This window comes from Aestuariivivens sediminis (assembly GCF_022662105.1).
In the GTDB taxonomy this organism is placed as follows: domain Bacteria; phylum Bacteroidota; class Bacteroidia; order Flavobacteriales; family Flavobacteriaceae; genus Aestuariivivens; species Aestuariivivens sediminis.
Genome location: NZ_JAKMCP010000010.1, coordinates 1 through 15,229, shown reverse-complemented (window position 1 = coordinate 15,229; position 15,229 = coordinate 1). Strand labels below are relative to the sequence as shown.

General features: G+C 39.9%; 9 protein-coding genes. 5 read left to right on the top strand and 4 right to left on the bottom strand.

Translation table 11 applies throughout. The annotated features are described in order from the left end of the window. Position 1 precedes the first annotated feature (1 nt). The 3 genes from MR054_RS16175 to MR054_RS16165 all read left to right on the top strand — a co-directional run bounded on the left by MR054_RS16175 (position 2) and on the right by MR054_RS16165 (position 4,214). A complete protein-coding gene (locus tag MR054_RS16175; RefSeq protein WP_242084536.1) occupies positions 2-565 on the top strand; it encodes a hypothetical protein in 564 nt (187 codons plus the stop codon). Positions 566-675: 110 nt separating this feature from the next. Beyond that, positions 676-1,173: a hypothetical protein gene (locus tag MR054_RS16170; protein WP_242084534.1), complete on the top strand. Its 498-nt coding sequence runs from the start codon at positions 676-678 to the stop codon at positions 1,171-1,173. A gap of 680 nt (positions 1,174-1,853) precedes the next feature. Next, the gene (locus MR054_RS16165) at positions 1,854-4,214 is read left to right on the top strand and encodes a glycoside hydrolase family 95 protein (RefSeq protein ID WP_242158866.1); all 2,361 of its coding nucleotides are present in this window, start codon (positions 1,854-1,856) and stop codon (positions 4,212-4,214) included. Between the two features lie 329 nt (positions 4,215-4,543). Here the strand turns inward: MR054_RS16165 and thrC are convergent, their stop codons facing one another. The 3 genes from thrC to thrA form a co-directional block, all read right to left on the bottom strand. Further along, positions 4,544-5,839 (bottom strand): threonine synthase, encoded by a 1,296-nt coding sequence (gene thrC, locus MR054_RS16160; protein ID WP_242158864.1) that lies wholly within the window; start codon positions 5,837-5,839, stop codon positions 4,544-4,546. A gap of 134 nt (positions 5,840-5,973) precedes the next feature. Then, complete coding sequence (locus MR054_RS16155; RefSeq protein WP_242085498.1) at positions 5,974-6,900, bottom strand: homoserine kinase; 927 nt, start codon at positions 6,898-6,900, stop codon at positions 5,974-5,976. A 72-nt stretch (positions 6,901-6,972) separates the two neighbouring features. After that, complete coding sequence (gene thrA, locus MR054_RS16150) at positions 6,973-9,417, bottom strand: bifunctional aspartate kinase/homoserine dehydrogenase I (RefSeq protein ID WP_242158863.1); 2,445 nt, start codon at positions 9,415-9,417, stop codon at positions 6,973-6,975. Positions 9,418-9,761: 344 nt separating this feature from the next. On the opposite strand from thrA, the gene MR054_RS16145 reads away from it, so the two are divergent. Then, positions 9,762-11,324, top strand: coding sequence for an NAD(P)H-hydrate dehydratase (locus tag MR054_RS16145; RefSeq protein ID WP_242158862.1), 1,563 nt, complete (start codon positions 9,762-9,764; stop codon positions 11,322-11,324). A 45-nt stretch (positions 11,325-11,369) separates the two neighbouring features. Here MR054_RS16145 and MR054_RS16140 read toward each other — a convergent pair whose 3' ends face one another. Continuing rightward, on the bottom strand, positions 11,370-12,743 hold the full coding sequence (locus tag MR054_RS16140; RefSeq protein WP_242158861.1) for a redoxin family protein: 1,374 nt from the start codon (positions 12,741-12,743) through the stop codon (positions 11,370-11,372). A 595-nt stretch (positions 12,744-13,338) separates the two neighbouring features. Here MR054_RS16140 and MR054_RS16135 point away from each other — a divergent pair. Then, a partial coding sequence (locus MR054_RS16135; RefSeq protein WP_476774951.1) for an HYR-like domain-containing protein occupies positions 13,339-15,229 on the top strand: 1,891 nt, incomplete at its 3' end.

Sequence of the window (15,229 nt, the reverse complement as noted above, 5' to 3'; positions counted from 1 at the left end):
CATGAAAACTATTTTAAGTCTTTTATTTGTATTACAAACTGCCTTTATGTTCTCACAGAATAATAAGGGGGTCCCAAGTGACAAAGCCATAGTATATTTTACCAGAGCCTCTATGATAGGGGGCGTTATTAACTTCACCTATTTTGATGGCGAAAAAGTAATTGGAAGATTTAATGGGCCGAAATATATGATTTATGAGTGCAACCCAGGCGAACATTTATTTTGGGTAAGGTCTGAAAACAAGTCTTTTGTAGAAGCCAATTTAAAAGCTGGAAAAATGTATGTCATTGATGTTATTCCAAAAATGGGGGCCATTAAAACAAGTGTAAAGTTAGTTCCTGTAGATAAGAATAATTATAAAATGAAAAAGATACAAAAACTTTTAACCAAACGTGGACCTGAACCATTTAGTGAGTCTGAATTAAATATGCTACAAGAAGAGATGAAGGACGTAATTGATCGTGGAATGGAAAACTATAAAAAATTACAAAGTAAAGGAAAAAATATATTTCAACTCAACCCAGATATGACTATTGATAAGGAAGACTTGCTTTTTGTAAAGTAAAGCAGGCCCTTATAATGGTTAATAACAAAACTCAATTAAAAATATATGTTGGAGGCTAGCCAAAAAGCCAACGAAATCTTGAAGTAGACATCTAATTTAAATCAACCAAAATGAAAAAAATTACAAGTTTAATTTTAGGAGGAATAATACTTCTCCTATCAAGTTGTGCCAGTATTGTTAGTACTAGCAAATATCCAATATCAATAAACAGCAATCCTTCTGAGGCAAATATTGTTGTTACAGATAAGAAAGGGGATCAAATATATTCAGGAAACACTCCTGCAAATTTAATTTTAAAAGCTAGTGCTGGATTTTTTGTTAAAGCAGAGTACCGAATTACATTCACGAAAGATGGTTACAATACTAAAACGGTTCCTGTAAAATTTAAATTAGATGGTTGGTATTTTGGAAACATATTAATCGGTGGCTTAATTGGTATGCTTATAGTTGATCCTGCCACTGGAGCAATGTATAAATTGGAAGTTGAAGTGTTTAATGAAACCTTATATCAATCAACGGCTAACTTAAACGAACCAGAATTGAAAGTATATGACATAAATGAAATTCCTAGTGAATGGCATCAACATTTAGCTAAAGTGAGTAAATAATTCCTTATTAAAATAAAGGGGATTTCCCCACTGTCCTTTAACTTTTCAATCTCAATACTAATCCTATTTTGAACAAATTTGGCATAACTATCCCATGTAATCTTTAAACTAAAATTCCTCTACAATTCACTTGACATGTAAAACCTTACCTTAAATGATATAGTAATTAACTTTATATGTCAAGTAAAATAATAATATTAAAAATAGGGTTATGTTTTAATATGCCAGTGGTCCCGGAATCTGATTGATAAATTGGGTTCTAGTTCCTACAAAACTTGATTACCTCATGGGGTTCCCTTTTCAGGTTTCGATGTATAGCATTGGTGTCGTTTTCTTAAAATAATCACTACATTACTTCTGAAACACAATTATCATCCATTACCCAGGATAACACGTATATATAACATCGGCAAAGGACCATATCGGGTAATGGAAGTAACTTTAGTTAGGTTAAAATTTGGTTGGTTACCGCCTGTATTCCCGGGATATCCAATGTCAACCCCTTTCATCCTGTTGAAAGGGGTTTTTTGTTACCGGTTACCATCACCAAACCTACCATTTAATTAGTAAAAACCAGGTTTTCGTCATATCTTAGAAGGCTAAAATTTAAGTTGCATTTGTCGTAATGCTTTGCCTTGTTTGATATGTCGTAACAAAACACATGAAATATTGTCCTTCCTATGCAAAAATTTAATATCCGGTTAGTACTGTTTTCATTCTTTATGATGGCTGTGCTATGCGCCTGCATGAAATCTGAAGATCGTATACATAAACTGGCCTTGTGGTATACGCAACCGGCGAATGATTGGAATGAGGCCTTGCCCCTGGGAAATGGTAAACTGGGGGTCATGGTCTTTGGGAATCCCATTAACGAACGTATTCAACTCAATGATGATTCCATGTGGCCTGCCGATAGTGACGACTGGAATAACCCAGAGGGGAATAAGGATGACCTCGAAGCCATTCGGAATCTACTCTTTGAAGGCAAAAATGAAAAGGCAGATAGTTTATTCGTCAATAAATTTTCACGAAAAAAAGTGGTGAGATCCCATCAAACCTTGGGGGATTTATTCATTGATTTCAAGCATCAAAACATTACGGAATACAAAAGAGAATTAGATATAAGTAAAGCTATAGCTAAAGTAACCTATAAAACATATAATCAATTATTTACAGAGAAAATATTTGTTTCAAATCCCAAATCCGTCATTGCTGTTGAATTGACCACGCAAAGCCAGGAGGGTTTAAGGGCCAGATTAAGGCTCAGTCGGCCGGATGATGATGGATTTCCCACGGCAAAGACCTTTACCAGGGGCCAAACCCAACTGGTCATGCAAGGTGAAGTGACCCAGCGGAAAGGATTTTTCAATTCCGAGCCTTATCCCATTTTAAATGGCGTTCAATTTGAAACCTGTCTTCATGTCACGCATGAGGGCGGCGATCTGGTTAAGGGGTCTGATTTCATTGATTTAAGCGGGGTCCGTAAAGCCACTTTGTATTTGGTTTCCAATTCATCCTATTATTTTGAAGATTATCAGGCACAAAACCAAAAGGATTTAGAGGCCGTGGCGTCTAAATCATTTGAAACCCTTGAAAAGGAACATATTAAGGATTATCAAAATTTGTATTCCAGATTAGACTTCCGGCTTAAGGACAACCATTTGGATTCTATCCCCATTGATGAACGCTTAAAGCGGATTAAAGACGGGCATGTCGATACCAATCTCGAAACACTGTTGTTTCAGTATGGCCGTTATTTATTGATTTCTTCATCCAGACCGGGCACCAATCCGGCAAATTTGCAAGGCTTGTGGAATGAACACATTAATGCCCCTTGGAATGCCGATTATCATCTCAACATCAATTTACAAATGAACTATTGGCTGGCGGATGTTACAAATCTGGGAGAACTTAATCGTCCCTTATTTGATTACATTGACCGATTGGTAGCCTCAGGACAAAAAACGGCCAGGACGAATTTTGGCTGTAGGGGTTCCTTTATACCCCATGCCACCGATTTATGGGCACCGACCTGGTTACGGGCGCCAACCGCCTATTGGGGATGTTCGGTAGGTGCAGGGGGCTGGCTCATGCAACATTATTGGCAACATTATGAATATACGCTCGATCACACCTTCCTGAGGGAACGGGTTTGGCCGGCCTTGAATGAAGTGGCCTTGTTTTATAGTGACTGGCTTATTGAAGACCCCAGGGATGGGTTTTTAGTTTCAGCGCCTTCCACATCGCCTGAAAATCGATTTTATAACCCCCAGGGCTTATCCGTTGCCACTTGTTTGGGCAGTGCCATGGATCAGCAAATCATTTATGAGGTCTTCGATCATTATTTAAAGGCATGTGACCTGTTGCAGATAGACGATCCGTTAGTTGAAAAAATAAAATCCCAAAAAGCCCGATTACGCCCCGGATTTGTTATAGGCACAGACGGTAGACTATTGGAATGGGATCGGGAATATGAGGAAACCGAACCGGGTCACCGGCATATGTCCCATTTGTATGGATTCCATCCGGGAGATTACGTAACCAAAAACCGGACCCCGGAACTTTTTGAAGCCGTCCGTAAAACATTGGATTATCGTTTAGATCATGGTGGGGCAGGTACCGGTTGGAGCAGGGCCTGGTTAATTAATTGCAGTGCACGATTACTGGACGGAGCCATGGCCCATAAGCATATTCAGCTGCTATTACAAAAATCGATGAGTGCGAACCTGTTCGATTTGCATCCACCATTCCAAATAGACGGTAATTTTGGGTATACTGCCGGAGTTGCGGAAATGTTGTTACAATCCCATGAAACCAATGGTATTCGTTTATTGCCGGCCTTACCACCCCAATGGACAGAGGGATCGATTACGGGAATAAGGGCAAGAGGCGGACTGTGTTTCGATATGTATTGGAAGGATCACAAACTTGAAAAAGCGGTGATTCACGCGTCAATAGATCAAAATTTTAATCTGAATTACGAAGGAAAAACCAAACCTGTTGGCCTTAAAAAGGGGCAAACCTACACCTTTATTCCCTAAACGCTCAGGGATTACCAGGAATGATTCGCCTTCTTTGAAATGGATCAATACTTGTGCCGGGTGCTATCTTGAAAGCATTAGGCATAAAATCACAAAGCGATGCTTACCCCTTTATCATCTTTTAGGCAGGGATGACTAAAAAACACAGGAGTTTTTTCAAAAAACACAGGAGTTTTTTCAAAATTCACAGGAGTTTTTTAAACACGGCTGCTTATGCATTGCCATCTTTCACACTGAAGGAAACCATTTTATTGCCTCGATATCCCAAAAAGTGAAGATAGTCCTTATTCGGTTTAACACCAATGCCTTAGATGGAATATCAAAACCGCTTATGGGTTAAGCAAAACACCTTTTAAATCATCATAGGTGTTGATGCTTATGGAAACCTTTTTCTTATCCATAACGGCCCGAATCTGTTCCGGCAATGGCTGCTTTTTTTCAATCACGGCTTCAACAACATCCAGGAATTTTGTAGAGTGAGCGGTCTCTAAAAATACGCAATGGGCATTAGGGTTTTCTTTTAAATAGGCCTTGCACCCCAAATACCCAACTGCACCATGCGGATCGGCCACGTACTGGTATGTATTATACAGGTCTAACATGGCCGCCCTGGTTTCGTCATCGGTAAAACTATAAGAGGACAGGTTTTCTTTAAGGGTATCAAACTTGTTTTTATAAATTTCCTCGATACGGATAAAGTTACTGGGTGCACCAACATCCATGGCATTACTAATCGTCTGGACCGAGGGTCTGGGCGCATATAACTGCGATAGTAAATAACGGGTAACCACATTATTGGCATTGTTTGCCGCGATAAAATGCCTTATGGGTAAACCTAATTGTTGGGCCATCATCCCGGCACAAATATTACCAAAATTACCACTGGGCACTGAAAAGACGATATTGCTGTGTTTCTTATGTAATTGCTTATATGCAAACATAAAATAGAACATTTGGGGGAGCCATCGTGCGACATTAATGGAGTTGGCCGATGTTAATTGCATAGTTTGGGTTAATGATGCATCCAAAAAGGCCCGTTTTACCATGGCCTGGCAATCATCGAAAGTGCCATTAACTTCCAATGCCGTTATATTTTGTCCCAAAGTGGTTAATTGTTTTTCTTGAATGGCACTCACTTTTCCACTTGGATAAAGAATAACGACATTAACGCCTTTTACCCCTAAAAACCCATGAGCCACAGCACCACCGGTATCGCCCGATGTCGCTACCAAAACAGTGACCTCCCTGTCATTATCCTTATTGAAATACCCCAAACAGCGGGCCATAAAACGGGCCCCGACATCCTTGAATGCCATCGTTGGTCCATGAAACAGTTCCAAGGTGGACATCGTGTCGTTTAAGCTTAGCACGGGAAACTCGAACGACAGGGTTTCTTCAATAATGTGCTGCAACTCTTTTTCCGGAATTTCAGGGACAATAAATTGTTTTATGGCCCTAAAGGCAATATCCGTGTTAGACAAGCGATCTATCTCATCAAAAAAATTCCCGGGTAGGGGAGTGATGTTTTCGGGAAAATACAGTCCTTTGTCCGGTGCCAACCCTTTTATGACGGCATTTTTAAAGGTTGAAATGGGTGCTTTTTTATGTAAAGAATAATAATTCATGTTTTTATTATGGATCGTGGACCGTTACCCCCAGGGGGTCATGTCTATGTACATGGGGAATGTAAAGGGTCCGGATTATCAAATAAAATATAAATATCGAGATGTTTCACGCCGTTCAATGGTTAAGGTTTGCATTATGAGTTAATTATTCTAATGCCCTCGGTATTAATTTTTGAGACATGTATGTCGAATGCAATTCCTGTTTCGGCATAGGTTGCTTTTAGTTCATCTGCAACGCGTTGGGCCGTTTGCATTCCTTCACAAAGGGTGAAAATCGAGGGCCCGGACCCGGAAATACCGGAACCTAAGGCTCCTGCATGCAAAGCAGCTTCTTTTACCCGGTCGTAATACGGAATAAGCTTGCTTCTGTGCGGTTCAACCACCACATCTTGCAATGATGCTTTAATCAAATCGTAATTTGAAGTATGCAAGGCATGGATTAAACTTCCAAAATTGGCCCACTGTGTTATGGCTTTATCCAGGGAAATTTGCCCGGGAAGAATGGCTCTTGCCTCGGAGGTCTTAATTTCAATTTGCGGATGGATAATGACCGCATACAGGTTATCCGGTGATGGAATTTCCAATACCTGCAAGGGCGCTAGGCTTTTAACTAAGGTAAATCCACCAAATATGGCAGGGGCCAGGTTATCGGCATGTTCACATTTACTGGCCAGGGCTTCACCCTTGATGGCAAAGGCTGTTAATTCAGTTTTGTTAAAGGGCCGGTTTAAAAGCTCATTCATACCAAAAACACTTCCCACAGCACTTGCTGCACTACTACCAATACCACTTCCCGGTTTAATGTTTTTATAGATTTCTATGTCGAAACCAAAATCTAAATCCAAGGTATCATACATGGCCAGAGCAGAAACGCCGGCAACATTTAATTTTGCGTCATAGGGCAAATCAAAACCTTCGATATGGACAATGTGTATTCCTTTTTGTTCTACTTTTCTTATCACCATTTCATCACCCACATGGTCTAAGCAAAAGCCCATGACATCAAATCCACAGGATACATTGGCAACAGTTGCAGGAGAAAATATTCTTATTTCATTCATGTTATCTATTAAATAGTTCTCGGCTGCACTGGAGCAGTAACTTGAACTGGTCTTATGTAATGTCATTTCAATCTAATTATTTCCTAACCTAATAATATCGGCGAACAATCCCGACGCGGTCACATCTGCACCTGCTCCGGCCCCTTTGATAATCATGGGTTGCTCCGGATAGCGATGGGTATAGAACATGACGATATTATCCTTTCCTTCTAAATTATAGAACGGGTGGCCTTCCGGAATTTCCTGAAGGCCTACACTGGCTTTGGCATTGTGGAATTGGGCCACATACTTAAGTCGACAATGTTTTGCTTTGGCCGCTGCATATAAGCGTTGATAGTGGTCTTCATCTTCAATCAGGGTTTGAAAGAAATCCGCTACGGTATCACTGTGCAACCCCGATTCAGACAGGAATGAATTGTTTTCAATATCTTCCAAATTCATGTCCATCCCACTTTCCCTTGCCAAAATAAGTATTTTTCTGGCTACATCAACGCCACTTAAATCAATTCTTGGATCCGGTTCTGTATAGCCTTCTGCTTGAGCTTGTTTTACAACGTCATAAAATCGGGTAGTGTCATTAAAGTGATTAAACACAAAATTTAAACTCCCGGAAAGTACGGCTTGTATGGAGGTTATTTTATCCCCTGATGCCACTAAATTATTCAGGGTGTCGATGACAGGCAGTCCGGCCCCGACATTGGTTTCAAATAAGAACGGTGCATTATACTTTAACGATAATCGCTTCAGTAAGGCATAGGTATCCATAGCACTGGAGCAGGCAATTTTGTTACAGGCTACCACGCCAATGCTTTCTCTCAGGTAATTGGGATACAACCGGGCCACCTCTTCATTTGCGGTAACATCAACGAAAATACTGTTTCGCAGATTGAGATCAATAACCTGTTGTAAAAAGCCATCAAGCGAGGCCTTCGGACCATTGGCCAAAATCGTTTTCCAATCTTTTAAATCAATGCCCTCCTCATCGAAGCACATGGTTCTTGAATTGGACAGGCCAATAATACGAAGATTTATTTTTAGGTTTTCCTTTAAATAGGTCCTTTGTTGTTTAATTTGTTCCACTAAGCGTTCACCGACATTTCCAACACCGGTAATGAATACATTAAGCTGTTTGGTTTTCGCTTCAAAAAACTGCTCATGAAGGGTGTTAAGGGCTTTTTTGACATCTTTATCTGCAATTACAGCCGAAATATTTTTCTCTGATGCGCCTTGCGCTATGGCCCTGATATTGATGTTGTTTTTACCTAAGGTGCTAAACATCTTACCACTAATCCCTTGATGGTTTTTCATATTATCCCCGACAAGAGCAATAATAGACAGGCCGGTCTCTACGATAATAGGATCAATTTTATGTAAGGCGATTTCATTTTCAAATATGAGGTCTACCGCCATCTTGGCCCTTTCGGCATCTCCGGCATCAATACCTAAACAAATCGAATGTTCTGAAGAGGCCTGAGTGATTAAAATAACATTGATTTTCTCCTGGGCCAGGGTTTCAAACAGGCGTTTAGAAAATCCGGGGATACCGACCATCCCACTGCCTTGAAGGGTGAGTAAGGCAATATTCCCAATATTACTGATGCCCGTTACAGGGTTACTTGTTCGTGTTTCTTCATTAGAAATAATGGTCCCCGTATCTTCCGGTGCATTGGTATTTTTTATGTGGATTGGAATATTTAAATCCAACACAGGCTGCACGGTTGGGGGATACAAGACCTTTGCCCCAAAATGGGATAACTCCATGGCTTCCTGATAGGAAATGGTTTTAATGGGATAGGCTTGTTTAACCAATTTTGGATTGGTGGTAAACATGCCACTCACATCGGTCCATATGTCCAGTTGATCCACTTGTAAGGCCGCAGCAATAATGGCAGCCGTAAAATCGGACCCCCCACGCCCCAGTGTGGTCTCCTCTCCTTGAACGGATTTGGATATAAAACCGGGTAAAACCGTTATTTGTTCCTCAGTCGATTTAAAATACGCTTGTATGTTGGCATTTGTCCTTTGGTAATCCACCTCGGCTTTTGTATAATTGGAGTTTGTAATGATTAATTCCTGAGTGTTTTTTCTGGCGACAGAAAGCCCCCTGTTTTTCATGGTTTCAGAAATGATGAAAGAGGATATTTTTTCACCGAAACTCACCAATTTGTCCGATGTTTTTGGAGATAATTCATTAATCAAATAAATCCCTTCTAAAAGCTGTTTTAAGGCCGTTGATTTGTCATCCAAATAGTCTAATAGAACCTGGCTGTTCTTTGGATTTAAATCGTTTATGATATCTAAGTGAATGTTCAGTATCGTATTAAAGGTATCTTTAAAAGTTTGGTCTTTTTGTTTAGCTTGCTCACCGGCCAAAAGCAGTTTGTCGGTAATCCCTCCCACGGCAGATACCACACAGGCAACCCTATCCTTTTTAGAATAGGATTCTAAAATACTAATGACCTTATTTATATTTTTTGATGAACCTACAGAAGTTCCTCCGAATTTTAATACTTGCATGTTTCAATAAATTGATTGTTGAAAAAAATAATTAAAAAGAAGTGATTCAAGAAATCACAACAATAGTCCGAAGTATATGTAATTAGCAACCCCAAGGGGTTGTGATAATTGTAGTAGTTACAAAAATAGCCGTGTTACCCGGTAAAACAGAAGGTAAGGTTAAACGTGTGTTTTTGACTAAAAGATTCATGGTCTGGCTATAAAATACAAGTCAAAAGTATTACTTTTAAGTCAATAAAAAAATAAAAGACCGTTTTTTATAAAATTCTTATTTAGCATTCGTTATATTAAAATTTAAAGCACTAAAATCCTAAAGAATTGAAAAATTAATAATCGTTCCATAAATGAAAATATTTTCCAAAGAACAGATTTATAAAGGCGACGCATTAACCATAGCACGCCAAAAGATTACGTCTGCTGATTTAATGGAGCGGGCAGGAACCCAAATTTTTAATTGGATGCATTTACGCATGCAGGGCGCTCAAGTCCCGATCCATATATTCTGTGGCATAGGAAATAATGGAGGGGATGGGCTGGTACTGGGCAGACATCTCATAACCCATGGCTATCATGTGAAAACCTATGTGGTTAATTGTAGCAATAAACGTTCTAAGGATTTTTTAGTTAACTATGATCGTATAAAGCAGGTCACTAAAGATTGGCCGGTTCTTTTAAGCTGTAAAGAAGATTTTCCAAAAATAGAGCCGGAGGACATTATCGTGGATGCCATTTTTGGTATAGGTTTGAATAGACCGGTGGATCAGTGGGTCAAGGCCCTGTTTCTGTATTTCAGAAACAGCAAGGCCTTTACCTTATCGGTCGACATCCCTTCCGGGTTATACATGGATAAAGCTGTGGAGGACCCTGAAGGGGTTGTTCATGCCGGATATACCTTAAGTTTTGGCTCGCCTAAACTGGTTTTCTTCTTGCCGGAAACGGCCAAATACACCATGCAATGGGAAGTATTGGACATTGGACTGGATCAGGAGTTTTTGCAAGACACCGATACCGCAGTGGCGTTAATAGGCAAACATGAGGCCATTACCATGTATATCCCCAGAGACAAGTTTGCGCATAAGGGAACCTTTGGACATACTATGATTGTGGGCGGTAGCTATGGAAAAATCGGAGCAGTTATATTAGCCGGTAAGGCCGCCTTGTGTTCAGGGGCTGGTTTGGTGACGGCATTTGTACCCCAATGCGGTTATGATGCTCTTCAGTCCTCCGTTCCGGAAATCATGGTCATTACCGATACCGATCAAGAACACATCACTTCTGTGGTTTATAATATCACACCAACAGTAATTGGTATTGGAATAGGCATTGGCACCCATACAAAAACTGCTGCTGCCTTGATTACCTTTTTAAAAGGAAATAAAACCCCTCTGGTTATAGATGCCGATGGGCTTAATATTCTTTCCGATAACAAAAAAGCATTACAATGGTTACCCCAACAATCCGTTTTAACACCACATCCTAAGGAATTGGAACGTTTGATAGGTTCATGGTCCGACGATTTTGAAAAATTGAATAAGGTTAAGGCTTTTTCAAAAAAATACGACAGTATCATCGTCCTTAAAGGGGCGCATACCATTACGGTCTATAAGGATAAGTTATATGTGAATACCTCCGGTAATCCGGGTCTGGCAACTGCGGGGAGTGGGGATGTCCTGACCGGTATTATTTCGGGTTTAATCTCCCAGGGGTATGAACCCTTATCAGCAAGTCTCTTTGGGGTGTACCTGCATGGTAAATCAGCCGATATAGCCGTTGAAGACTTTGGCTATCAAAGTGTAATCGCCAGTCATGTGATTGACTATTTAGGCCAAGCCTATTTGAGTTTATTTGAACCGGAGGAACAGCCCTCTCAGGAAGACGATGAGGCCTCCAATGGAAACGGGACGTAAAAAAAGTCACATTATGCGGCTTTTAAAGTTTGGTTTAGGTAATCTCTAAATATCGTATTCTCTCAATAAATCAATTAATTTAGGGTCGGATGGACGCGGTGCATTGGCACTTATGATTTGACCCTCAGGGTTAATCAAAATAAAGCGAGGGATACCACTTATTTGATAGTTCTTGACAAAATCTGAATTCCAATCCTTATCGGCAAATAATTGAATGCCTCCAAGTTCTTTTTCGGCAACCATTGTTTTCCATTTATCATGATCACTGGCTTTATCAATTGAGATGCTCACAAATGCTATATTTTTGTCATGGTATTTTTCTTCAACTTCTTTTAAGAAGGGGATTTCTTTTTTACAGGGGCCACACCAGGTTGCCCAAACATCGATGTAAACGTATTTTCCTTTCAGGTCGGTTAAAGACATGGTGCCTCCTTGATAGTTTTCATAATCGATAAATTCGGGAGAGGGTTCGCCTTTATCCAGGACCTTAAGCCTATCGTAGGTTTCAGTTATTTCGGTTTTATGAGCGTTATCGGTAGAATGTTCCATAAAGGATTTATAGTATCCCGTTAGGTCATCGGTATAGGTGATTCCTGCCTTGGCATTTTTGTATAACAAGGTATTTTTGATGAGGTCACTCTTCGCATTGGATACGAGCTTGTTAAAGGCTATATATTCAGCTATAGAATCCGATTTAGCCAATGCCGTGGCCATTTTATTGTAATGGGCACCTAATAAATTAACATAGGACATCGAAAATTTAAAATCCTCTTCATTGTTCACGTCCAACCCGTCCAGTTCATTCATAAAATCATCAGACACCTCGAAATCCGGATTGCCGGTATAATAAGAATGATAGGGTTTGTACATATGCAGCTGGGCCAGATAGTTGTATTTAATATTTCGCTCTTCCTTTTCCCGGTAATCATTCGGAAGGCTTGATATAGAAGCGACGTTGGCCATTAATGAATCTCTAATATGGCCATAGACCGTTTTGAATTCATTTTCATCCAATGTGTAGACATTACCGTTACTACGCAACAATTCCCTTTCCAATTTCGATTTGTCCTGCAAATATGCGCTTATTTGAGAGCCCTCACCGGAGAATGCCAGGGTGTTTTTAAAATCGTTGGCATCATAGGAAATGTAAATACTATCGCCTTTACCCACGTAAATGGGCGTAAAATTTCTTCCGTCATAAAACATATAATGCCCAAAACCTGTTCTAAGGGTATCGAGGAACAGACCCTCATTATCGGTAGGAATTGGAATAGAAAAACTTCTATCCATGGCTCCAAGAACAACCTGACCGGGACTATTGGTCACTTTACCGGTTACCAGGGCATACTCCCTGGGCACTTCGGTTTTACAACTCATGTAGAACAGCACAAAGGCTAATAGAAAGATGGGGTATTTCATATCAATTGTTATTTTTAAGGTTCAAAGATAATTAAATGAAAGCGTCCACTGGAAAACAGGGTCTACTTTTAAAGTTTAATTAACATTTTCAAGGCAAACTTTTTTTAGTGGCCTCGCATCGTATTTTATGCCATGCCATTTCACCTAAAGGGGTTTTGTTCAGATCCTTAGATAATTCAAAGTTACAGGATGGCACTATTACAAAACTCTCAACATTCCATGTTTTTTATTGAAATATTGTTAAAACTCGGATCGTTTTGCTGATAATCGATTAAAAAATACCAATGGTCTAAAAATCGAAAATAAAGATGTCGATGGTCCAAATATTACTGCCGATGGTCTAAAAGCACCTGTTTCGCCTTGTAAGTATTCCAGCTTTGCGCTAATTTTGATTGTCCCTCATATCTACATTTTTCACTTCGCACTACTTATTTTTTTGGAGAGCATACTTGATTAATAGCAATTTTAAGTAGCCCTCGAATTACCTTAAATTTGGCAATTGGCTAAAGCTTTTTTGTGACCCAAAAATGCTTTGGTGATTGTCTTGTCTTATTTATGTTAACATCATTTATTAATTAAACAAAATGTTATGTTAATGTACAATTTTACCCAATTTTATTCACGAATGATACGCTGTTGCTTTAAGTTAGGTGGTATCTTTTCAAAAAGTATAATGGGCTTTGGCCTGGTTATGCTTTTTTTGTTATCTGCGAGCACATTGCAGGCTCAAGTAGTACCATGTATTGATGGAAATTCCTTTGAATGGGGTTCAGGTCAACTAGGTTCCGAACCTTTATTTCAGTATGTCCAGGATATATATGGAAATTCCAATCAAGATACGAAATTCCATACGGGTTCTAAAGATTTTATGGAAGCGGGTACTGCTGATTCGGATAATTTAGAATGGACCTACAGTTCAGTCTTAGCGAAAAATGATATTATGAACGCGGCGGCTGTCATATTGACGGGTTTAGAAAATGACCCGGGAAGTGGCTGTTCAAATGATTATGTTTACGATCCAGATCATACCTATCTGTTTTTTGCAGGGGATCGGGAAAGTAACAATGGGTCGGCTGAGATAGGTTTCTGGTTTTACCTGGATGGCACTGCACCAGCAATTGTAGATGGAGACTATATATTTACTCCTCCGCATGCCATTGGTGATTTACTAGTGCTAAGTGATTTTAGTGGTGGTGGTCGTTTAGCAGAAGTGACCGTCTACCAATGGGTTGGAGTAGGTAATGGTAGTTATGGAAATAACTTATCCCTCGATTTGGTGCCTGAATTAAGTGGTATCGATTCTCAAATTGCCAGCAACAATGATACAACAACTGGTATTCCCGATGGCTGGAGCGTTAAACCAGGACAAATTGTATATGATTATAACGAATTTTATGAAGGTGTCATTGATTTGACTCCTGTTTTTGATTTAATGAATAACCCATCTGCCATTTGTAATGCAGGATGGCTTTTTGAAACAAGAGCCTCTTTCGAACTTACTGCCAGATTGCATGACTTTGCCGGTGGTAGTTTTAATTTAATCCCTGAAGTAAGTATTTCAGGTGAGGATATTGCTTGTGGGGCAGAATCATCTTTATTGACCGCTACTGCAACACCTCCAACGGTGACCTATCAGTGGTATGATGGCAATGGTATGATCGATGGGGCTACATCAAGTACCTATGAAGCCACAATGGCTGGAACTTATTATGTTGTCGTTGATAATATGGGATGTGCAACGGAATCAGCTAGTATAACTATTGATAAAATTATGCCTGAGACCTTAGTTCCCAATTGTCCAACCAACGTTAATGTCTCTTGTACAGATGATATTGCCACTGCATTTAGCAATTGGATTAATGGATTTAGTGTTACTGGTGGTTATGGTACGGTAACAACTACCTACACTGTTGAAGGTGAAGAAGTTAATTTGGAAGATTTAAATGCTCCAAGTGATTTCTGTGCGGGCGACAGTATTACTATAATGCTTCATGCAACAGATGAGTGTAATCAAGATGTAAATTGCAGTTCTACATTCACTTTGGCTCAGGATACGACACCTCCAACGGCAAGTAATCCTAACCCTATAACGGTAAACTGTATAGATGAAATTCCAGTACCAGATATCTCTGTTGTGAATGATGAGGCTGATAATTGTGGTACACCCACAGTGACCCATGTGGGAGATCAATCCGATAATGATGCTTGTGAACCTACAATTACAAGAACATATAGAATTACTGATGAATGTGGATTGTACATTGATGTCACTCAAACAATTTCAGTAGACATCCTTCCTTTCACCTTGCCTGGAGATGGCGCTGAAACGGTTAACTGTCCTGACGATGCGGTAGCTCCCGGAGCACCAACACTACAGGATACCTGTGGTAATGACCTGATGAGCGAGCTTACAGGAGACACAGGAGCCGTAGAGTGTGAGGGTACAAGAACATTTACCTATACCTTTACCGACTGTGCCGGTAACA